This is a genomic window from Desulfurella sp., from assembly GCF_023256235.1.
Classification (GTDB): Bacteria; Campylobacterota_A; Desulfurellia; order Desulfurellales; family Desulfurellaceae; genus Desulfurella.
Genome location: NZ_JAGDWY010000043.1, coordinates 15,867 through 36,997 on the forward strand (window position 1 = coordinate 15,867; position 21,131 = coordinate 36,997).

The 21,131-nt window shown below is 32.4% G+C and carries 23 protein-coding genes; 19 read left to right on the top strand and 4 right to left on the bottom strand.

Going from position 1 to position 21,131, the window contains the following annotated elements; translation table 11 throughout:
• From Q0C22_RS04325 to Q0C22_RS04380, 12 genes are all read left to right on the top strand, one after another.
• On the top strand, window positions 1-946 hold a 946-nt coding region (locus Q0C22_RS04325; RefSeq protein WP_291492117.1), incomplete at its 5' end, for an LptF/LptG family permease.
• On the top strand, window positions 947-1,738 hold the full coding sequence (locus Q0C22_RS04330) for a pyruvate, water dikinase regulatory protein (protein WP_291492120.1): 792 nt from the start codon (window positions 947-949) through the stop codon (window positions 1,736-1,738). It begins immediately after the preceding gene.
• Between the two features lie 47 nt (window positions 1,739-1,785).
• Window positions 1,786-2,244, top strand: coding sequence for a hypothetical protein (locus Q0C22_RS04335; RefSeq protein WP_291492122.1), 459 nt, complete (start codon window positions 1,786-1,788; stop codon window positions 2,242-2,244).
• A complete protein-coding gene (locus tag Q0C22_RS04340; RefSeq protein ID WP_291492123.1) occupies window positions 2,237-2,605 on the top strand; it encodes a hypothetical protein in 369 nt (122 codons plus the stop codon). Before Q0C22_RS04335 ends, Q0C22_RS04340 begins: the two co-directional genes overlap by 8 nt.
• A gap of 57 nt (window positions 2,606-2,662) precedes the next feature.
• Entirely contained in the window at window positions 2,663-3,679 is a 1,017-nt protein-coding gene (locus Q0C22_RS04345) for an AI-2E family transporter (protein ID WP_291492186.1), read from the top strand.
• Window positions 3,669-4,667, top strand: a complete 999-nt coding sequence (gene purM / locus Q0C22_RS04350; protein WP_367172101.1) for a phosphoribosylformylglycinamidine cyclo-ligase — start codon at window positions 3,669-3,671, stop codon at window positions 4,665-4,667. Before Q0C22_RS04345 ends, purM begins: the two co-directional genes overlap by 11 nt.
• Complete coding sequence (gene purN, locus Q0C22_RS04355) at window positions 4,655-5,302, top strand: phosphoribosylglycinamide formyltransferase (RefSeq protein WP_291492127.1); 648 nt, start codon at window positions 4,655-4,657, stop codon at window positions 5,300-5,302. The genes purM and purN overlap by 13 nt, the downstream gene beginning before the upstream one ends.
• Window positions 5,303-5,314: 12 nt before the next feature.
• Window positions 5,315-6,739: an Asp-tRNA(Asn)/Glu-tRNA(Gln) amidotransferase subunit GatB gene (gatB, locus tag Q0C22_RS04360; RefSeq protein ID WP_291492129.1), complete on the top strand. Its 1,425-nt coding sequence runs from the start codon at window positions 5,315-5,317 to the stop codon at window positions 6,737-6,739.
• Window positions 6,736-8,013, top strand: coding sequence for a dihydroorotase (locus Q0C22_RS04365; protein ID WP_291492131.1), 1,278 nt, complete (start codon window positions 6,736-6,738; stop codon window positions 8,011-8,013). The genes gatB and Q0C22_RS04365 overlap by 4 nt, the downstream gene beginning before the upstream one ends.
• A gap of 5 nt (window positions 8,014-8,018) precedes the next feature.
• Window positions 8,019-8,828: an acetyl-CoA carboxylase, carboxyltransferase subunit beta gene (gene accD, locus Q0C22_RS04370; RefSeq protein WP_291492133.1), complete on the top strand. Its 810-nt coding sequence runs from the start codon at window positions 8,019-8,021 to the stop codon at window positions 8,826-8,828.
• Window positions 8,818-9,156 carry a hypothetical protein gene (locus Q0C22_RS04375; RefSeq protein WP_291492135.1) on the top strand — a complete coding sequence of 113 codons (339 nt, stop codon included), beginning with the start codon at window positions 8,818-8,820 and terminating at the stop codon, window positions 9,154-9,156. The genes accD and Q0C22_RS04375 overlap by 11 nt, the downstream gene beginning before the upstream one ends.
• The gene (locus Q0C22_RS04380; protein WP_291492137.1) at window positions 9,156-10,067 is read left to right on the top strand and encodes a nuclease-related domain-containing protein; all 912 of its coding nucleotides are present in this window, start codon (window positions 9,156-9,158) and stop codon (window positions 10,065-10,067) included. The genes Q0C22_RS04375 and Q0C22_RS04380 overlap by 1 nt, the downstream gene beginning before the upstream one ends.
• 1 nt (window position 10,068) lies before the next feature.
• On the opposite strand, the gene Q0C22_RS04385 is transcribed toward Q0C22_RS04380, so the two are convergent.
• On the bottom strand, window positions 10,069-10,410 hold the full coding sequence (locus tag Q0C22_RS04385) for a hypothetical protein (protein ID WP_291492139.1): 342 nt from the start codon (window positions 10,408-10,410) through the stop codon (window positions 10,069-10,071).
• 125 nt (window positions 10,411-10,535) lie between these two features.
• Between Q0C22_RS04385 and Q0C22_RS04390 the strand changes: the two genes are divergently transcribed.
• From Q0C22_RS04390 to flgL, 7 genes are read left to right on the top strand one after another with little or no spacing between them, the layout of a single operon-like run.
• Window positions 10,536-11,237 (top strand): flagellar basal body L-ring protein FlgH, encoded by a 702-nt coding sequence (locus Q0C22_RS04390; protein WP_291492141.1) that lies wholly within the window; start codon window positions 10,536-10,538, stop codon window positions 11,235-11,237.
• Entirely contained in the window at window positions 11,213-12,334 is a 1,122-nt protein-coding gene (locus Q0C22_RS04395; protein WP_291492143.1) for a flagellar basal body P-ring protein FlgI, read from the top strand. The genes Q0C22_RS04390 and Q0C22_RS04395 overlap by 25 nt, the downstream gene beginning before the upstream one ends.
• Entirely contained in the window at window positions 12,335-13,054 is a 720-nt protein-coding gene (locus Q0C22_RS04400) for a transglycosylase SLT domain-containing protein (RefSeq protein ID WP_291492145.1), read from the top strand.
• A 44-nt stretch (window positions 13,055-13,098) separates the two neighbouring features.
• On the top strand, window positions 13,099-13,389 hold the full coding sequence (locus tag Q0C22_RS04405; protein ID WP_291492147.1) for a flagellar biosynthesis anti-sigma factor FlgM: 291 nt from the start codon (window positions 13,099-13,101) through the stop codon (window positions 13,387-13,389).
• Window positions 13,382-13,786, top strand: coding sequence for a hypothetical protein (locus Q0C22_RS04410; RefSeq protein WP_291492149.1), 405 nt, complete (start codon window positions 13,382-13,384; stop codon window positions 13,784-13,786). Before Q0C22_RS04405 ends, Q0C22_RS04410 begins: the two co-directional genes overlap by 8 nt.
• Before the next feature lies 1 nt (window position 13,787).
• Window positions 13,788-15,536 carry a flagellar hook-associated protein FlgK gene (gene flgK / locus Q0C22_RS04415; protein WP_291492151.1) on the top strand — a complete coding sequence of 583 codons (1,749 nt, stop codon included), beginning with the start codon at window positions 13,788-13,790 and terminating at the stop codon, window positions 15,534-15,536.
• Window positions 15,537-15,548: 12 nt separating this feature from the next.
• On the top strand, window positions 15,549-17,921 hold the full coding sequence (flgL, locus tag Q0C22_RS04420) for a flagellar hook-associated protein FlgL (RefSeq protein WP_291492153.1): 2,373 nt from the start codon (window positions 15,549-15,551) through the stop codon (window positions 17,919-17,921).
• 3 nt (window positions 17,922-17,924) lie between these two features.
• Here the strand turns inward: flgL and Q0C22_RS04425 are convergent, their stop codons facing one another.
• The 3 genes from Q0C22_RS04425 to Q0C22_RS04435 all read right to left on the bottom strand — a co-directional run bounded on the left by Q0C22_RS04425 (window position 17,925) and on the right by Q0C22_RS04435 (window position 21,071).
• Window positions 17,925-18,779 carry a radical SAM protein gene (locus Q0C22_RS04425; protein ID WP_291492155.1) on the bottom strand — a complete coding sequence of 285 codons (855 nt, stop codon included), beginning with the start codon at window positions 18,777-18,779 and terminating at the stop codon, window positions 17,925-17,927.
• The gene (gene rfaD, locus Q0C22_RS04430; protein WP_291492157.1) at window positions 18,772-19,686 is read right to left on the bottom strand and encodes an ADP-glyceromanno-heptose 6-epimerase; all 915 of its coding nucleotides are present in this window, start codon (window positions 19,684-19,686) and stop codon (window positions 18,772-18,774) included. The genes Q0C22_RS04425 and rfaD overlap by 8 nt, the downstream gene beginning before the upstream one ends.
• Window positions 19,687-19,760: 74 nt before the next feature.
• The gene (locus Q0C22_RS04435) at window positions 19,761-21,071 is read right to left on the bottom strand and encodes a citrate (Si)-synthase (protein ID WP_291492159.1); all 1,311 of its coding nucleotides are present in this window, start codon (window positions 21,069-21,071) and stop codon (window positions 19,761-19,763) included.
• Between the last annotated feature and the right edge of the window lie 60 nt (window positions 21,072-21,131).

The following is a 21,131-nucleotide window of genomic DNA, read 5'->3' on the forward strand; positions in this document are numbered from 1 at the left end:
AAACTCTCTTTTTAATCTATCAACAATTATTTCTAATAAAGTAAAACTATCATTTGCTTTATCTTACTACCTTGCATATACGCCCAAGATGACTTATGTTTTGCTACCATTCGTATTTAGCATAAGCACACTTATAACATTAGGATACATGGCATATACAAACGAAATTTTAGCTATGAAAAATAGTGGTATAAGCACACTTAAAATAGCAAAACCAATTTACACAATAGCTATTTTTTTGGTTTTTTTTATGATTACACTGGATAATTTTATTGTTCCATATACATACGATAAAGCCTTGCTTATTAGAGAAATTTATATAGAAAATAAAAATCAGAACCTCTGGGCAAAAGAAGACGATGTTTTTGTAAAAATTAATTCCATTTTTTACAATCAAAAAATGGCAAGCGATATAGAAGCATATATTGTAAGTCCAGATATTATTAAAAAAGTAATTTTTTCTAATACTGGTAAATTTACTAAATCTGGTTTAGTCCTGGAAAAATCCACAATTATAAACCTGTCAAAAAACAGCATTAATCTATCATCTAAAGATAATTTAAGACTTAGCGAATTTAGCTTTATTAGTTTTGTAAAAGGCTTAGAATATCAAACACCTAACATTATAGAACTTTACAAAAAATACTTAAGCATAAAACACAATCGTTTTTTATATGTATCAGAAATCGTCTTTAAGATTGTTTACGCATTGAGTATTATTGCAATTTTACCGTGCCTGATATTTATGAGTACAAATATTTCTGCAAGAAAAGATGATTTTGTAAAAAAGGTTTTTTTAGGCACACTGTATTCTTTAGCTTTTTTAGGTATATTAATGCTATTTAATGCCATGGCATCCTCTAAAATTATAAACCCAATATTTCCTGTTACAGGTTTTATTTTAATATGGTTTTTCTATTTTTTGAAAAAAGTTTTGGAGAATTAAATGAAATACATTTATGTAATATCTGATGGTACTGGAGAAACTGCTTTGAGATTTGTTAGAGCATTTTTGGTTCATTTTCCAAAATCAGAGGTAGTGCTCAGACGTTTTGGAAATGTGAATAGCGCAAAAACAAATGAAATACTAAAAAAAGCCTTAATTGAAAAACCGCTTATTGTGGCAACAATTGCAAACAATGACTTAAGACTTAATATAACAAATATTTTTATGCAAAACAATATTGAAGTAATGGATCTATTTGGTTATTTTATAGAAAAATTTGAAACATTTCTGCAGGAAAAAGCTATAAAGGCATCGGGACTCTTACATACTATTAGTGACAAATATTTTGAAAAGATAAAAGCTATAGAATACACTGTAATGCATGATGACAACAAAAGTGCAAAGGATCTTGACAAGGCAGATATTATTTTAATTGGACTCTCAAGAACCAGCAAAACACCGCTTAGTATATACCTATCACAAGAAGGCTACAAAGTAGCAAACTTTGCTATAATTAAGGACGAAAAATTACCAGATGCGCTAAATAGAGTTAATCAGGATAAAATATTTTTTTTAAGCATTAGTCCTCAGCGATTGTTTGAGATAAGGCAAGAACGAGCAAAAAAACTCGGTGTTAAATCCTATGCACAAATGTCAAAAATCTACGAAGAAATAGAATACGCAGAAAATTTATACAAAAAACACCCATCGTGGAAAAAAATTGATGTTACAAAAAAGTCTATTGAAGAAGCAGCAAGCGAAATAATAGAATATTTATCTAAAAAAATTTGATTTTTAAATGGTTTCATTATATAATTAGCTAATTAGGAGGTGAGTTAATGAATATAGGTGAGATTTCACTGGTTATTATAGCGGTTGTTTATTTAGGTTTTGCTATATCAGGATTGGTTGCTTTAATTTTGGTTAAAAATCAATATAATAAATTACAAAAAAAAATTGATGAGGTCAAACAAGAAATTCAACCATTTGTAGCTGATTCAAAAGATATGTTTTATAAAGCAACAGATATGATGAATATGTCAAAAGAAATACTTGTTAGTGTAAAAGAACTATCAAATAAGGCAAAAGAAACACTTTCTGATATTTTAGATGGTGCAAAAGAAGCTTCAAATTCTGTTAGCAATCTTGTAATTGATACAAATAAGAAAGCAAAAGCTCACATTGAGTATGTATTTGATAGGGTAGAATCGATTGAAGAAAAGTTGGATGAGGTTTATGCATATTTGTTTGGTATAGTAAATTTTGTAAAAAAAATCAAAGGAGATAAAGATGAGTAAAAAATACTTACTGAGTATTGCATTAATTGGGGCAACTGCAGCAGGTGCAGCGATAGTATGGTTTTTAAAATCTGAGAAATCAGATGAAGCTAAAAATAAACTATCAACAATAAAAGATAGAAGTATTGAGACATTAAAACAGCAAAAAGAAAATATTGAAGAAAAAATAGAAAATCTGGCTTCAAAAATAGCTCAAAACTCAAAAGAATTAATTGAAAAAGGTAAAGATTATATTGATGAAAAAAAGAAATTTTTAATAGAAAACATAGAAGAAGCTCAAAAAGCTATTCAGGAAGAAAAAGAACGCCTAAAAGAAATTAGGGCACGATTAAGAGAAAAACAGGAAGAAGAGGTTATATAAATTTTAACCAACAACCAGCAAAAAACGTATTTTGAGCATATAGCATTTTTTGCCCTAATTATTGGGTTAGTTTATTTATTATTTTTTAAGGTAGTTTTTTTTACAGTAATTCTTATTTTTTCATACTTTTTAAGTGAAAGCATTTATCCTTTTGTTAAATTTACAAGTCGCATTGGCATCCCTGTGTGGGTTTCGTCACTTTTTGGCATTTTAATTGCATTATCTTTAATAGTGTTTATATTCTCTTTAATAGTGCCTGTTTTAGTACAACAGATTAACAAACTGGATAAATCTATACCTCAACTTATTGCTAACTTAGAAAATGTATTGAATCATTTGTATTATTCCATTCTGGCACGCTTTGGCTGGAGAAGAGAAGTTATAGTTTTTCTAAATAATCTTGTTAGCAATATACAAACTTCTGCGCCAAGCTTTGCTTTGTCATCAATGTTCAGTATTATAAAAGGCTTAACTGCTCTTTCGGCATTAGTAATAACGCCAATAATATCATATTTTATGCTTGTTTCAAGAAACTACTATAGATCAAGTTTGAAAAAGTTTATATATTATACTTTAGGTCAGCCATATCTAAATGTTTTTATACAAATTTACGAAATGAGTATAGGTTACATAAAAGGGCTTTTAATTATAATATTGCTTGTTACAATTCTTACATATATTGGTTTTAAAATAGTTGGGCTGGAGTACTCCATTATATTTGCTATACTAAGTGGTCTCGCCTACATTGTACCATATATTGGAAGCGTGATAGCAATAATACCTCCCCTTTTTCTTGCAATTGCTGTAAATAAAAGCTTACTGCTTACACTTGAAGTAGGTGTGGTGTTTATCTCAATACACTTTATTATTGGAAATATCGTTGCACCCCTTATTTTTTCTAAAACAATAAACATAAATCCGCTTTTTGCTTTGGTTGCTATAATATTTTTTGGCGAATTATATGGAATATTGGGCATAATATTTGCTATACCCATTACGGGTATTATTATGATTGTATATAAAAATTTTGAACCAATCTTAAAAAATCGAAGGGAGCCAAATGATAAATTATAAAGATAGCGGTGTAGATATTGATAAAGGAAACAGGTTTATAGAAAGCATAAAAAGATTGTCAAAAGATTTGCCAAAAGAAGGTTTTATATCAACAATTGGTGGTTTTAGCAGCCTCTTTAGCCTAAATCAGTTTGGATGCGATTCAGTAATTGCAAGCACAACAGACGGTGTTGGTACAAAACTCAAAATTGCTTTTGCTACAAACAAACACGATAGCGTAGGTATTGATTTAGTTGCCATGAATGTTAATGATATAATAACAACAGGCATTATGCCAACTTTTTTTTTGGACTATATAGCATATAGTCAAGTCGAAGACAAAGTATTGGAAGATATATTCAAAGGCATAGCAGAAGGTTTAAAGCAAGCAAATTGTGCTATTGCAGGTGGAGAAACCGCCCAGATGCCTTCAATGTATAACGAAGGTGAATATGATTTAGCTGGTTTTTGTGTGGGTGTTGGAAAAAAGGAAGATTTATTTAAAGGTAATGTTAAAGAAGGTGATTGCCTAATAGGCATAGCATCAAGCGGTTTTCATTCAAATGGTTATTCATTGATAAGAAAAGCGTTCTTTGAAATTGCAAAATATAAGCTAGATACAATTGTAAGTAATAAAACACTTGGTGAAATTTTGTTAACACCAACGATCATTTATGTAACAAGCGTTAAGCTTGTCAAACAATACATAAAAGCAGCAGCACACATTACAGGCGGTGGCTTTATTGAGAATATACCCCGCTGCCTTGAAGGGCTTGGCTGCGAAATTTACACAAACACAATAAAAACACAAGAAGAATTTTTATTGGTCGCTGATATTGCAAAACTTTCAAAAGAAGAAATGTACAAAACATTCAACATGGGTATTGGTTTTGTTTTAGTGGTTGATGAAAAAGACAAGGACATCGTGCTTGATAAACTGCATTCAAACAATATAAACAGTTATTTAATTGGCAATGTAGTCAAAGAGGGTGGTGTTTGTTTAAAATAGTTTGCATGTTATCTGGTAGAGGCTCAAATTTTAAAGCAATACTGGATAATATAAAAAATGGGTTTTTAAAAGCGCAGATTGTTTGCGTTGTATCAGACAAACAATGCACAGGTCTTGAAATAGCAAAACAAAACAATATACAAACGATTTTTTTAGATCCAAAAGGTCTCGCAAGAAAAGAATATGCCAAAAAACTAATAGATAGCATTATGCCATATGAGCCCGATTTAATTGTGCTTGCTGGCTTTATGCGTATACTAGATGATAGTTTTGTAGACACATTTGAAGGTAAAATTTTAAATATACACCCATCCCTTTTACCACTTTTTAAAGGTCTACACCCACAAAAACAAGCCTTAGAAGCTGGTGTTAAAATAAGCGGTGCAACTGTACATTTTGTTACAAATGAACTTGACAGTGGTCCCATTATAATACAAGGCGCAGTTAGCGTGCATGAAAATGATACACCAGAAAGCCTTGCTGATAGAATTTTAAAAGTTGAACACAAAATTTACTCAATAGCAATAAAATTTATTATCGAATCAAAAGTTACTTATATCAAAACACCTCAGGGCTCTAAAGCTCAGTTTAAAAATATTAAACAATCTGAAGATTTTATTATAAACCCTTATTAGAGGAGGCACTGCATGGAATTCGAACCTACAATTGGTTTAGAAGTTCATATACAGCTATTAACAGATAGCAAAATTTTCTGCTCTTGTTCAACAAAATTTGGTTTGCTTCCAAATGAAAATGTATGCCCAATATGTATGGGTATGCCAGGCGTTTTACCTGTATTAAACAAAAAAGTAGTGGAATTTGCGGTAAAACTTGGTCTTGCTCTAAATTGCAATATAAACAAGTACTCTGTAATGGCAAGAAAAAATTACTTCTACCCAGATTTACCAAAAAATTATCAAATATCACAGTATGAAATGCCAATCTTAACTGGTGGTTATGTTGAGATTGAAGATGAGAATGGCTTTACAAAAATACCTCTTGAGCGTATACATATTGAAGAAGATGCGGGCAAAACAATACACACGCACGACTCAAGCCTTGTAGATTTTAATCGAACGGGTGTACCGTTGCTTGAAATCGTATCAAAACCAGCCATAAGCACACCAAGGCAGGCTTACGAGTACTTAAGGTCTTTAAGAAGGATTGTTAGATACCTTGGCATTTGTGATGGTAACATGGAAGAGGGTTCGCTAAGATGCGATGCAAATATATCAATTAAGCCTAAAGGTCAAACAGAGCTTGGCACAAAAGTAGAAATAAAAAACATGAACTCTTTTAAACATGTAGAAAAAGCTCTTGAGTTCGAAATTGAGCGCCAAATCCAAACAGTCATGGATAATAAAGAAATTGTTCAAGAAACCAGGCTTTTTGATGAAAAAACTTTTACAACAAAACCTATGAGATCAAAAGAAGAAGCTTACGAGTACAGATATTTTCCTGATCCAGATCTTGTTCCTATTGTTATTGAAGACAATTTTTTGGAGTTGATCAAAAGTGATTTGCCAGAGTTGCCTTTACAAAAATTTAACAGATTTGTTAAAACTTACAATATAAAAGAAGAAGACGCAAAAACACTAATTGAGTCAAAAGAACTTGCCGATTTTTACGAAGAAGTTGCAAAAAAATCAAACCCAAAATCTGCCTTAAGCTGGGTTTTAACTGAGACATTAGGCTATTTAAATAAAGATAATAAGGATATTACACAACTTTTAATAAAACCTGACGACTTAGCTGAACTAATAAATTTAGTTGAAAATAATGTTATTAGTGGTAAAATAGCAAAAGAGGTCTTTGCAAAAATGTATGAAACTGGCCTTTCGCCAAAAATAATTATAGAAAAAGAAAATTTAACGCTTATTCAAGATACAGGTATTATAGAAAAAGCCCTTAATGAAGCAATAGCCAATAATCCCAAAGCAGTTGAGCAGTACAAAGCTGGAAAGAAAAATACAATAGGTTTTTTTGTAGGTGCTGTAATGAAAGCAACAAAAGGTAAAGCTGACCCCAAGATAGTTAATGAACTTATAATAAAAAAATTAGGTGAAATATGAGAACTATTATCCACTCAGGTCTTGTAATTGACCCAGCAAATAATATTCAAAAGATTGCAGATATTGTAATAAATAACGATAAAATTGAACTTGTTGGAAATGCAAGCGGCATATCAATAGATAATGAAATTGATGCAAGTGGTCTTGTTGTCTGCCCAGGCTTTGTTGATTTGCACACGCACTTAAGAGAACCAGGTTTTACAAAAAAAGAAACTATCCAGACAGGTTCATTGGCTGCAGTAGCTGGTGGCTTTACAAGTATTTGCTGTATGCCAAACACAAATCCACCAATAGATAGTGAGCTTGTAGTATCCTACATTAAAAACAAAGCTTTAAAAGCAGGACTTTGCGATGTATACCCAATTGGCGCTATAACAAGAAATCAGGAAGGTAAACAGCTTTGCAATTATTTAAGCCTAAAAGATGCCGGTTGTGTTGCTTTTAGCGATGATGGAAAACCAGTATTTGATCCTAATTTGTTATACACTGCTTTGGTTTATACAAAGGATACCAAAACAGTATTTGCTTTACACGAAGAAGAACTCTCCTTTTCTAAAGATGGTGTAATAAATGAAGGCAAAGTTGCTTTTGAACTTGGACTTAAAGGCATACCAAACATATCCGAAAGCATAATGATAGCTCGAGATATAGAAATACTAAGGGCAGTTAGTCAGGCTCATTTACATATATGTCACGTTAGCACAAAAGAATCCGTAGAACTTTTAAAAAACGCCAAAAAAGAAGGGCTACATATAACATTTGAAGTAACACCTCATCATTTAGCGCTAACAGAAGACGAAGTATATAATTACAATACCTATGCAAAAGTAAACCCGCCATTAAGAACAAAGCAAGACTTAGATTCAATCAGGAACGCTTTCAGGCAAGATATCGTAGACGCTATTGCAACAGACCATGCACCACACGAGCTTGATACAAAAAACGTACCAATTCAAGAAGCAAGCTTTGGCATAAGTGGTCTTGAAACAGCTTTTGGTATTGTAAATACCTATCTGGTTAAACAAAATATTATAAGCCTGCAAAAAGCTATAGAGCTTTTAACTATTAAACCTGCAAAAGTTTTTGGACTTGATGCAGGTACGCTATCTGAAGGTTCTTTTGCAAATATTGTTTTGCTTGATGTCAATAAACAATGGGTAGTAGATACAAATGAATTTAAATCAAAAGGCAAAAATACACCGTTTAATAATAAAACGCTGGTAGGAAGCGTAGAACAGACCATTTACAAAGGAAAAATTGTATATAGAAGGTGAGTTTTATGTTATTCAAAAAAAAGAAAAAAAACGAAGAAAAATGGATTAAATGTCCATCCTGTGGAGAAACTACCTATATTGATGAGCTACAGCGTAATTTTTGGGTATGTAAATGTGGTTATTACTTTAGGATATCTGCAAAAAACCGCATAAACATAACGGTTGATCCCGATAGTTTTAAAGAATTTGATGCCAATATAAAAACAAAAGATCCTTTAAACTTTGTAGATCTAAAACCATATAAAGACAGAATAAACGAAGCGATTGAGAAAACATCAAATAAAGAAGCCGTAATCTGTGGTTCATGCACTATCAAAGATAAACCGTGCGTAATTGTCGTTATGGATTTTTCTTTCCTAGGCGGTTCTATGGGTTATGCAACAGGCGAAAAAATAGTAAGGGCTATAGAAAAAGCTATAAAACATAATTTGCCTTTGGTTATTATCAGTTCATCTGGCGGAGCAAGAATGCAAGAAGGTATATTATCTTTAATGCAAATGGAACGCACTTCTTTTGCATTAACAAAACTTGCCGAAAAAGGATTGCCTTATATATCTGTATTAACAGACCCTACAACAGGTGGTGTATCTGCAAGTTTTGCCATGCTTGGGGATATTATTATAGCAGAGCCAAAAGCATTAATCGGTTTTGCAGGTCCACGTGTTATTGAACAAACTATAGGACACGCATTACCAGAAGGTTTTCAAAGATCTGAGTTTTTACTGGAAAAAGGTTTTATAGATATAATATGTGAAAGAAAAGACTTGCCTGACACAATAGCCAAATTTTTAGAATTTTTTTATAATGGACGATGAAACATTAGCTATTGAAAAAATTGACGCACTTAGAGGAATTAGTGAAAAAGAAGAAAGTTTTTATAGACAAAATAAGCAACCCCAGAAAAAACAATCACAAAAGAAAACCTCAAATAAATATAAAAAGCTCTTTTTAAAAAAATTTAAAAAAAATCTGGATAATTTTGAAATCGACCTAATTATAAAAGATGGTAAAAATATGCTTAGATTTTATTCTAAAAAAGACCACAAAGAATTTTTTCAAGACTATGATTGTATTTGTGAGATTTTAAATTTTTGTCCAAAAGAAGAAAATCAAATAGGCGTAAATATTGATATTAATGTGTAATGTTTCTTTTTTGCGTATTTAAAAATTTATGGGATAGATTATTCTTAATTGAATCAAACAATAAAGAACTATTTGGTTTTGGCGCAGAAAATATTTTGCAAAAATTTTTAATAGAAAAAAATTATAAAGTGTTTTTCAATCGCATACTAAAAAGTCCTTACAACAAAAATCATTTTTTGGAAATTGATGCAATTTGTTATCATAACAACACAATCTTTTGCATAGAAATGAAAAACTATAAAGGAACTGTGTATTATGCAGCAAATTTTAAAAATGATACATTTGATTCTTATAAAAAAAATAAAATTATACAACTAAAAACAGACAAACACTTAAATCAAACATATAAAGAATTACCAAATCCATTATACAAAACAACTCTTTTTACAAAACAGTTAAGGAAATATTTATTACGTTTAGATAATCGTTTTTCAACAATAAAGTTTATAAGTGTTGTTGTGTTTTTAAATTTATCAACTAATATTGATAATATAAGGTCATTTAATGATGGCATAATATATTTATCTGAGTTAGATAAATTTTTAGATCAAAAATCAGGCAATGAAAAAAATAACTCGTGGGCTGCTCAAATATTAGAACAACTTCCCTCTTTTGACAAAATTATTACAATAAATAATCAAACAATACAGGGAATTATTAAAAACAATATCATTGCCTGCCATAAACCAAACATAGAACTACAATTAAAAAACATTAAAACAATAAATATAAATCACACACTTACAAGTTGCAAATCTCAATTAAAGATCGAATATGTTGATTTTACAACTCGTGAGTTTGAATGCCAAAAGTTATTTATCAGTCTTGATAAATTTGGAACAATCCAAACACACAGACTATCAAATATTAAAAAAATTATAGTGGGAACGCACACACTTAGACCGTTTTAGATTATCTTGGCAAAGCAAATGGTCCTACTACATAACCCCATGGATTTACATGTATTTCATACTGTTGTTTATTTTTCCCTTCAATTGTAGCATAATAGGCAGTGCCCCTTGGAACCTGAATTTTTTGTATATTTATAATTTTATAATCTTTCATATTATTTGAATCAAGAAATTGTCTTATCATATCTTTTGCTTTTGCTTCGCCAATATTTTGGATCGGATACTGTGCCTGTCCATAACCTTTCATCATTGGACCAGGACACCCACCATAGCCATAAGGGCCAGCAAACGCAAGGCTGTAACTAAATATTACGCCACTTATTGCAAGAACTAATTTCTTCATAGCACACCTCCTTCTCTATTTGTTTTTATAGTATAATAATCATATATCTAACAAATGTCAACAAAAATCACTCGTTTTTAAATTCTGGAATAAATTTTGCTAATATTCATAGCGGGAGGTAGGCTATGAAGTTTAAACATCTTGGTTTAATTGGTATAGCTTTTATGCTTGCTTCGTGTTCAAGCGCTCAAATTAAAGCTAATTACGAAAAGATGCCTCAATATGTAAAAGATCAACCATCTGTACAAGAAAGTGATAAAACTGCTTTGGGTTCTTTATGGAGTGATAATTCTTCGAGCCTTGTAAGCGACATTAAAGCTTCTCATGTTGGAGATTTAGTAACTGTAATTGTAAGCGAACAAACAGTAAGCAAAAATACTTCTCAAACACAAACAAGTGAATCCTCCTCGACAAATAGTGGTCTTACCACTTTGCTCGGCATGCAAAACCGTATATTTAGCGCTTTGAATTTAGCAAGTGGTGGTAGCAACAATTTAGCTAATTTTGGTGGCTCAAATAGCTATAAAGGTTCTGGTACAAATCAATCCAGCAATACTCTAACTGCAACAATTGAGGCAAGAATTATAAAAGCATTACCAAACAACAGGTTTTTTATAAGAGGTGAAAAACAGGTATATACAAATGGTGAAGAAAATACAGTTGTATTAACTGGTATAATAAGCAAATATGATATTTCAAGCTCAAACACAATAGATTCCAACTTGATTTCCGATGCCAAGATATACTATAATGGCAAAGGTGTTGTAAGTGATACGCACAATATAGGATGGCTTGCAAAACTATGGCAACTCATAAGACCTTTTTAAAATTTTTGATTATAATAACGGTTATTTTATATAGTGTAAACTCTTACGCAGCTGAAGTTAGAATTGGTGATATAACAAATGTTAGAGGTGTAAGGCAAAACCAACTTGTTGGATATGGTCTTGTAGTAGGACTTGCTGGAACAGGTGATGGAACAAACGCAAAGTTTACAATACAATCCGTTATTAATATGCTAAAGCGTTTTGATGTAAATTTACCACCAGCTTTAACAGCAAGTCTACAAACAAAAAATATTGCAGCGGTAATGGTAACAGCTAATCTTCCACCATTTATTAAAGAAGGTTCACGTATAAATGTAAATGTAGCTTCGATTGGAGATGCCAAAAGCTTACAAGGTGGCACACTTCTTATGACTCCATTGGTTGGAGCAAATGGTAAAGTTTATGCTGTAGCTCAAGGTCCATTATCTATTGGTGGTTTTAGTTTTGGAACAGCGGGGGGCAACGTAAGGCAAAATTTCCCTACAACAGCTATTATACCAGATGGAGCCATAGTAGAAAGACAAGTTGAAGTTGATTTATCCGGGATGGATAAATTGTATTTTGATCTGAATCATCCGGACTTCACAATGGCAAATCGAATACAGCAGGCAATTAATTCCCACTTTAAACAATATATTGCTCATGCAAATGATTCTGGAAGTGTTGTTGTGAATGTTCCTGATTTATATAAAGGCGATATAGTAGGTTTCGTATCAGCAATAAACCAATTAACCGTTCAAAATGAAGTAAAACCTAAAGTAGTTATAGACGAAAGAACAGGTACAGTTGTTATTGGTGGTAATGTGACAGTTAATCCGGTAAGTGTATCACATGGCAATCTAACCGTAACAATAAGCCCAAACAGGCAAGTTTCACAGCCTCCACCACTTTCAGCCGGTCAAACAACTGTTACACAAAATCCAACAATTACGGTTAATCAAGAACAAAGCCGTTTCTTAAATTTTTACAAAGGCGCAACAGTAAAAGACCTTGTTAATGCTTTAAATAAAGCTGGTGCAACACCAAATGACATTATTGCTATACTAGAAGCATTAAAACAAGCAGGTAGCCTGAATGCATCACTTGAGGTAATGTAGATGAATGTTGAAAGTATTGGAACAATAAACCAAAACAATAATCATAATTTAGAAAAATTAAAACAATTATCAAAAGATTTTGAGGCAATCTTTATAGAAATGATGTTAAAAACTATGAAAATAGGAGAAGATAGCACACTCGGCAATTCAGCTGAAAATAGTATTTATAGATCTATGTATCAAAATGCTTTGGCAAACCAAATTGCCAACACAAGCAGTTTTGGGATTGCAAGTTTAATTTTCAACTCTTTAAAAAAGGCTGTTGAAGAAATAAAAGCCCCAAAAATTCAGCAACCCATACAGCTTAATAAAAATAATTATATTCCTTTTAAAACAAACATACCAAATGACATTAAAGAAATTGTAAAACAGGCTTCTTTAATGTTTAAAGTACCAGAAAAGTTGATACTAAGTGTTATTAAAGCAGAATCAGATTTTAATCCAAAAGCAGTTTCTCCAAAAGGTGCGGCAGGATTGATGCAACTTATGCCCCAAACTGCCCAAAGCCTTGGTGTAACAAATGTATTTGACCCGATTCAAAACATTATGGCCGGCACAAAATATTTAAGCGACTTGATTGAACATTTAAAGAGTATTCCGCTAGCTTTAGCTGCATATAACGCAGGCATTGGCAATGTAAAAAAATTTGACGGAATACCTCCTTTTAAAGAAACACAAAAATATATTCAAAAGGTAATTTCTTACTATGAAAAAGCTTAAATTTTTATGCTATCATCCGATATTTAGACTAAGGGGGTGAAAAAATGAAAATTATAGATGTACTCGGTTCAAATATAGATGCTCTAACAAACCAAAAGAAAACGCAAAAAAACGACACAAAACAAAACATACAATTTAATGACAGTAAAAAGAATATAACTCAAGATAGTGTAAATATATCTGATGTAGCAAAATTTCTTGCAAATCTGTCCAATATGGAAGTAAATCACCAAAAGCGTCTTGAATCAGTGCAAAAATCATATGAAAATGGCACATACAAACCAGACCTTACTGAACTGGCAAAAAGCATACTCGAGGCATTAAAAAATGGATAATCAACTTGAACTTTGTATTGAAAATATTATGAGAGCTTTCGAATGTTTAATAGAAATTTCACGCAAAGAAAGGATTTGCCTTATTGCAATTGATACAGATGGTATTTTATCAGTTCTTCAAGAAAAAGAAACTCATCTGAATAATATAAATACAAATCTAAATAAACTACAGAAATTAGGCGTTTCAAAAGCTTTTTTATCAAAATATGAAAGCAAAATTATTGAAATTTCAAGCAAATTTCTTTATGAAAACAGTATAAATGAAAAAATTGCAAAGCAACATTTAGCTTTTTCAACTTCCATGCTTAATTTATATACGAACTTTATGCAATTAAACCAAACTTACAACAACAAAGCATATATACCCTACAAATCAAATTTTACAAGGACGGTATAGTATGCCTTCTATTTTTGACGGTCTCTATATTGGTGCAAGCGGACTTAATGTTGCACAAAACGCACTAAACATAACTGGCAATAATATAGCAAATGCCAATACACCAGGGTATACCAGAGAATCTCCAAATATAGTTGAAAAATACCCACAAATGACTCAAATAGGCGCTTTTGGTTTAGGGGCACAGGTTAATTCAATTATATCTGCAAGAAACCAACTTTTAGATAATACGCTAAACCAGCAATTGAGTTTACAATCTTATTATCAAACGCTAAACGACCAACTAACGCAAGTGGAAAACTTATTTAATGAGCAAAACAATACTGGTTTAAACACTGCTTTAAATAATTTCTTTAACTCATGGCAATCACTTTCTTCAAATCCAGATTTAGCAACAGCACGCCAGCAAGTTATCCAAAGCGGTTTAACACTTTCTCAAACTATTCAATCAACATACAATTCACTGCAGCAATTGCAAAATAACCTTTACTCACAAATGACATCATATGTAAATCAAATTAATACTTTAGCTAAAAATATAGCAAATATAAACTACGAAATAAAACTAGCCACTCTTGCACCAAATCAAACTGCAAACACGCTTGTAGACCAAAGAAACCAGTTAATTCAACAGCTTCAAAAAATTGCAAATGTTAATGTGTTTAATACATATGCCCCATCTAATCAAAATCAAGCCTTATCAACTTCTCAAGAAGATTTAACAATATTGATTGGCGGTCTGCCAATTGTATCTGGCACTACTTACAATAAACTTACAACAAAAACCACTAATGGTCAAAATAACAATGTTTTTTTTCAAGATTCAATTGGAAACCTCACAGATATAACAAAACAGATATCCCAGGGTAGCCTTGGGGCTGTTATACAAATGGCTTCAAAAAAGCTTCCAGATTATATGAATAGCCTTAATACACTTTCAAATACTATAATAAATCAAGTAAACATCCTGCATTCAGGAGGAAGCGGCCTTAGCGCATATATACAAACACAGGGAACTTACGGTATCATAAGCTCAACAAACCCAATTAATCAATCGGAACAAGCTGGTGTTAACTTACCAATAAAAGATGGCACATTAAGTGTAAATGTTTACGATTCAAATAATAAATTAGTAAATACTATTTCTATACCGATCGACGCAAATGATAGTTTTGAAACCATTAGTAATCAATTCAATAGTGCTTTTTCTCAATATGGTATATCTATGACTCTATCTGGTATAACTCAAGGCAATGTCCAGATTATATCAAATGATGGCTATAAATTTTCATTTGCTGGCGATACTTCAAACTTTCTGGCTGCCATTGGTATAAATACTTTTTTTACCGGCACAAATGCTTCGAATATAAGCGTAAATCCTGTAATTGTAAATGACCAAAGCAAAATTGCAGCAGGAAAATCTATATTGCCTGGCGATAACTCAAATGCTTTGGCTATAGCAAACTTACAAACGCAAAATGTAATGATTTCAAACACGCAAACAATAAACCAATACTACAATGCATTTTTAGGCAAAATTGGCTCTGATGTCCAGGCAAACCAAAACCTTTTAAGTGCCCAAAACGCTCTTGTTACACAAACACAAAACTTAGTATCATCACAAGAAGGCGTATCATTAGATGAAGAAGCTGCAAATCTAATTAAATACCAGATGGCTTATCAAGCTTCTGCTCGATTTATAAGTGTAATTGATCAGATTACCCAATCACTTATTAATATGGTGCAGTAGAGGTATGTCAAAATGAGAGTTACGCAAGATATGCTCTATGGCAACTTCTTATCAAATATAAACAATGTAAATACACAGCTTTATAACACTCAAACACAGATGGCAACAGGCAAAAGCATCAATAATCTATCGGATAACCCTATAGCACTTTCGCAAATTTTAACTATAAACGACATACAATCGCGCTTTGAGCAATATAAATCAAATATAAACTATGCAAACTCTTTGCTTTCTGCACAAGATACAGCAACGCAAAACATCAGTAATCTTTTGCAAAACTCTGGTTCTTTGGTTGTTCAAGCAGCAAATGCTACAAATGACATAGCAAGCAATACTGCTATTGCCCAACAACTCCAGGCAGTAGAAGCAGAAATAAAAAACAGTGCAAATACAATGTTTGGCGGTAGCTATTTATTTAGCGGCTTTTTAACAAACACAGCACCCGTGCAAAATATTACGCAACAGGCAGCTATTATAAATAATCCTTCAAACAATGCTTTTCAGATTACTACTTCAAAAAACTTTGGAGATTTAAACCAGTTTCAAAGTGGTACTTATACAGTTAATATTACTTCAGGAAAACTCTCAATTACAGATAGTAATGGAAATTTAATACCAATAAGCTCTGACGGAATTGATAGATCAAGCTCAGGGGGCGATGAGCTCTCAAATTCTGCAGAAATTTCAAATCTTTTACAAACTGGCGGTTGGTTTAATACAGGCAGAGGCGTAAAAATTTATATACCAAAAGACGCAAGTGGAGGTTTTACCTTTTCTTATTCTCCAGGTGGAAACAATGTCTATATGGGAGATAACAACAGTCTAGCCATACCATATTCTGATGGTTTAAATACACCAGTAACCATTAATGCTAAAGATATGCTTTATCAACAACATCAAACTCTTCAATCAAACAACTTGCTACTCAACTCTTCAAATGACCCTGCAACTGCCCAAACAAAGCTTTTAGATTTGCATCTTGTAAACGCTTTGTCAAATGTAGCCTTGCAAACGGGACAGAAGATAGTGCTAACAGGCACAGATCACAACGGTAATATTGTTTCTGGACCAGCTTTTTTAGTATCTGCTAATGCAACAGTATCTCAACTATTAAATTACATAACTCACCTTAGCACTCAAGAAATTTTACAAAATAATACAACTTTAACTCTTCCAGATGGTACAATTGCAAACAGTACTACAACTATTGGCCAACTTACAAATGGTAGCGCAATCATAATTAGAGGTTTAAGTCATTCTGGAGTGAGCACAACAATATCATTTTCTGCTAACACCACAGTTTCTGCAATGCTTGCAAGTATCGGTAGAGTATTTAATGTTACAGCTACCATAAACCATGGCATAATACAAATTGCAGATAATAAAATAGGCTCAAGTGTTTTAAATATTGCAATGCAAACAAAAACTTCATCAATTCCGGTATTTGGTTTATTTAACTCAATAAGCCACGGGATCTCAAACGCATTTTTAGGCACAGTGTCTGCAACTATCCAGCATGGTCAAATTGTAATACAAGACCTACGAGGTGGCACAAGCAAACTCAATTTATCAATTAATGTTGTTAATAGTAATAGCATAAAAAGCGCAGCTAATATTTTTGGCGTATTTAATACTATACAGCAAGGCGGTGGTATAGATGTATTTGATGCATTTGACAATGCCCAGGCTGCAATACTTGGGCAAAGTGTAAATCAAATCTCAAAAGCAACAGGCTTTAGTGCAGGCTCTACGCTTATACCAATAGTTTCTGGATACTATACAGGCAACAACTCAGATACATGGACATTTAGTGTATCTGGCGAATCAAGTGGTATTTCATTTCCACATACAATTACAATTACAAACTCAAAAAACCAAAATATCGGAAAAATCACAATGGGCGTTACAAGTGGTATATTTCAAATAACCGTTTTAGACTCAAAAAACAATACAATTGTTTCTTATTCGACACATGCAACTTCAAATAATGCTATTACAAGTTTTTTAAATACCACACAAATTAAGCTACCAGATGGATTAAATTTAACTTTGGCTTCACAGAATGTAACACCTTTATTAAAAGATGGTGATTCATTTTCCATTAAACTTACAAATATGCTTCAACAATCAATAACCAACATTCAAAACTCATTATCTCAAGTAGATGCAAATCGCTCAGTTATTGGTGCCTATGAGCAGCGTATGCAACTTGCGCAAAAGCGCATTGAAAATACTTCTTTATCTAATGCCCAAACACTATCAAACCTTCAGGATGCAAATTATGCAAAAGTAATTAGCGACTACCAAAGAGAAATTACAATTATGCAAGCTTTATTGCAAAGTTTTGCTAAAATTAACCAGCTAAGTCTATTTAACTATATATAAATTTCAGGCTACCTGGAAATAACCGCCAATATCTAATTTATTGGCATAATCGAGTATATAATTCCACTGAGAATTATTTAGCTTTTTTGATAATTCAGTGTAATTAAAAGCTTTATACGCAGGAAAATACTGTCTCATTAAAGAAATTGTAGGTTTGTTTATATTATTTGCAATCCAATCCAAAACTTTTTTTGAATTTTCGATATTATTTGGCAAAACTAAATGTCTTATAATTAATCCTTTTACAGCCAAATTGTTTTTTAATATTAAAGGACCTTTTGTTTCTTGCATTTTTATAATTGCTCTTGTAGCTACCTTAAAATAATCAGACACACCAGAATACTTGTAAGATAACTCATCATCTGCATATTTTAAATCAGCTAAATAAATATCAACATAATCGTTTAGATATTCAATAACTTCCACTTTATCATAAGAGCTTGTATTGTAACAAACTGGTATGTTAAAACCTTTTTGCCTTGCAATTTCAATAGATTTGCAAATCAAATGAACAAAATGGGAAGGTGTTACCAAATTAATATTGTGAGCTTTTCTATTTTGCAATTCTAAAAAAATATCAGCAAGTGCATATTCATCAATTATTTTATAAGCGCTTTTTAACTGACTTATTGGATAATTTTGACAAAACACACAGGCCATATTGCAACCTGCAAAAAACACAGTACCACTACCATAATTTCCGCTAATTGGAGGTTCTTCGCCAAAATGTAAATTAAAACTCGCTATTTCAATTCTATTGTTTGTTTTACACAAACCAGTTTCTATATTGCGATTTGTCTTGCAGTTTCTTGGGCACAATCTGCAAGAAGTGCCTACAAGTTTTTCAATATCAAGCAAAGCCAAGCCACCTCATGTAATCTTCGATACCAGATTCTATATCGTACTTTGCTACAAAACCCATTTTACTTGCAGATAAATTCATATCAGCCAATGTTTGGTCCTGATAAAATTGAGTGTAGGGATTTTTTATATATTCTGGTTCTAAGTTTGTTTTTAAAACTTTATTTAAAACTTCCACAATTTTATTGAAAGTTGTAGGTTTACCAGTGCCTACATTATAAACACCGGATGGTGCTTCCATAGCTTGCAAGTTTGCCTCAACCACATCTTTAACATAAATCTGGTCCCTAAATTGCTCTCCAAATTCAAATATGCGCGGTCTTTTGCCTTCTTTCATTTGCAAAGCTAACTGATAAATCATACTTGCTGCTTTGCCTTTAAAAGATTCCCTTGGACCATAAACATTAAAGTATCTCAAACCCACACATTCTAAATCATAATTTTCTGTGTATTTTCTTGCTATATTTTCCATTATATACTTTGAAAACGCATATGCATTTTTTGGGTCGCGTTGAGAATTTTCACTCATAGGGATAGTACCCTTTCCATAAACACCAGCACTTGATGCATAAATAACTTTAGCTTGAGAATTTATAGCTAATTCTAATACATTTCTAAAACCTTCAATATTGCTCCTTAGCATCTCTTTATCGTCTGGATATGTTGTATCAGTATTTGAAGCCTCATGAAAAATATAGTCTGGTTCAAAATCTAAATAATGCTCCCAATCAAAATTTTCTCTAGAAATATCACCAACTACAACATCTCCTTCAAAACCTTCAAGATTTTTGTAAACACCTTTTGAAAAATCATCAACAACTGATATATTATCAGCCATTTTTTGAAGTGCAAGAGCTAAATTTGATCCAATAAAGCCAGCACCACCTGTAATTAATATATCCACACATCCCTCCATAAAAAAAGGGAGAGGTTTATTTTTAAAACCCCTCCCTTGCTAGATTTTCGCTAAACCTTAAATTACTTAATTCCTGCCCATTTCTCAAGCATATCTGTAGTAACAGATTTTGGTCTTTCAATTGCATATCCAAGTGCTCTATCCCAGACAAGGTTGGCAAGAACACCTAATGCTCTTCCGATACCAAACAATACTGTGTAGAAATCATACTCTACAACACCATAATGCCACTGGATGCAACCAGAATGTGCATCAACATTTGGCCATGGATCCTTTACTTTGCCAAGTGAAGACAAAATCGGTGGAACTACTTCATAAAGCATTGAAACAACCTGGAAGATTGGGTCATCTGGCATATGCTTAAGTGCAAATTCCCTTTGGGCCATATAGCGTGGGTCTGTTTTTCTTAGAACTGCATGACCATATCCTGGTATTACCTGACCGCTTGATAGTGTTTCTTCTACGAATTTCTTCAATTCTTCTTTGGTTGGAACCTTTCCACCTAGTTTCTTATCTATAGTTTCTTGTATCCATTTTAATACTTCCTGGTTTGCAAGACCATGCAATGGCCCAGCAAGACCGCACATAGCAGCAGAATATGCATAGTATGCATCAGATAATGCTGATGCCACAAGGTGAGCAGTATGAGCCGAAACATTGCCACTTTCATGATCTGAGTGCAGTATAAAATACAATCTTGCAACATCATCGTATGGTTTATCAATACCCATCATGTTTGCAAAATCACCACCAAAATCAAGATCAGGGTTTGATGGTATATGTGTATCACTTTTATATTTCATTCTATATATATATGCACCAAGTGAAGGTAACTTTGCCATCAGATCCATTGCATCTTCAAACATTGGTTCCCACGCTGTGTTTTTGTTAAATTTACCAGCGTTGTAGTATGCTGCAAATTTTGACTCTCTTTGCATTGCTAAAATGCCAGCTGCAAACATGGTCATTGGGTGAGTATCCCTTGGCATAGCTTTTAGAGTATCTTTTACATACTCAGGCAAAGCTCTTCTTTTTTTGAACTCTTCTGCTACTTCTTTAACTTCTTTTTCTGTTGGGACATCACCTGTTAGCAGTAAATAAAAATGACCTTCAACATAAGGCATCTCTGCACCTGGAACTTTTGGCAATTTTTCTAATACTTCTGGGATTGTGTAACCACGAAATCTAATTCCTTCTTCTGGGTCCAGGTAAGAAATATCAGTTACCAAAGACTTAATACCTCTCATCCCACCAATAGCCTGCGAGATAGTAACCTCGTCAATTTTTACATTACCAAACTCTTTGAGAAGCCTAGTAGTGCGTGGTCTGTGCTGAGCGATTTTCTCAGCTAATTTTTCCTTTAAAAAGGACATATCAAACCTCCTTACGTAAAATTTCTAATTAACAATTTACTCTTAATAAATTGTTTGTCA

Bases quoted from the DNA above. Each gene is read 5' to 3' on its own strand.
- flgL (WP_291492153.1), top strand. From the start codon at position 15,549: ATGAGAGTTACGCAAGATATGCTCTATGGCAACTTCTTATCAAATATA.
- Q0C22_RS04390 (WP_291492141.1), top strand. From the start codon at position 10,536: ATGAAGTTTAAACATCTTGGTTTAATTGGTATAGCTTTTATGCTTGCT.
- Q0C22_RS04340 (WP_291492123.1), top strand. From the start codon at position 2,237: ATGAGTAAAAAATACTTACTGAGTATTGCATTAATTGGGGCAACTGCA.
- Q0C22_RS04385 (WP_291492139.1), bottom strand. From the start codon at position 10,410: ATGAAGAAATTAGTTCTTGCAATAAGTGGCGTAATATTTAGTTACAGC.
- Q0C22_RS04380 (WP_291492137.1), top strand. From the start codon at position 9,156: ATGTTTCTTTTTTGCGTATTTAAAAATTTATGGGATAGATTATTCTTA.
- Q0C22_RS04375 (WP_291492135.1), top strand. From the start codon at position 8,818: ATGGACGATGAAACATTAGCTATTGAAAAAATTGACGCACTTAGAGGA.
- Q0C22_RS04410 (WP_291492149.1), top strand. From the start codon at position 13,382: ATGGATAATCAACTTGAACTTTGTATTGAAAATATTATGAGAGCTTTC.
- accD (WP_291492133.1), top strand. From the start codon at position 8,019: ATGTTATTCAAAAAAAAGAAAAAAAACGAAGAAAAATGGATTAAATGT.
- Q0C22_RS04400 (WP_291492145.1), top strand. From the start codon at position 12,335: ATGAATGTTGAAAGTATTGGAACAATAAACCAAAACAATAATCATAAT.
- flgK (WP_291492151.1), top strand. From the start codon at position 13,788: ATGCCTTCTATTTTTGACGGTCTCTATATTGGTGCAAGCGGACTTAAT.
- Q0C22_RS04330 (WP_291492120.1), top strand. From the start codon at position 947: ATGAAATACATTTATGTAATATCTGATGGTACTGGAGAAACTGCTTTG.
- Q0C22_RS04395 (WP_291492143.1), top strand. From the start codon at position 11,213: ATGGCAACTCATAAGACCTTTTTAAAATTTTTGATTATAATAACGGTT.
- gatB (WP_291492129.1), top strand. From the start codon at position 5,315: ATGGAATTCGAACCTACAATTGGTTTAGAAGTTCATATACAGCTATTA.
- Q0C22_RS04335 (WP_291492122.1), top strand. From the start codon at position 1,786: ATGAATATAGGTGAGATTTCACTGGTTATTATAGCGGTTGTTTATTTA.
- Q0C22_RS04405 (WP_291492147.1), top strand. From the start codon at position 13,099: ATGAAAATTATAGATGTACTCGGTTCAAATATAGATGCTCTAACAAAC.
- Q0C22_RS04365 (WP_291492131.1), top strand. From the start codon at position 6,736: ATGAGAACTATTATCCACTCAGGTCTTGTAATTGACCCAGCAAATAAT.
- Q0C22_RS04435 (WP_291492159.1), bottom strand. From the start codon at position 21,071: ATGTCCTTTTTAAAGGAAAAATTAGCTGAGAAAATCGCTCAGCACAGA.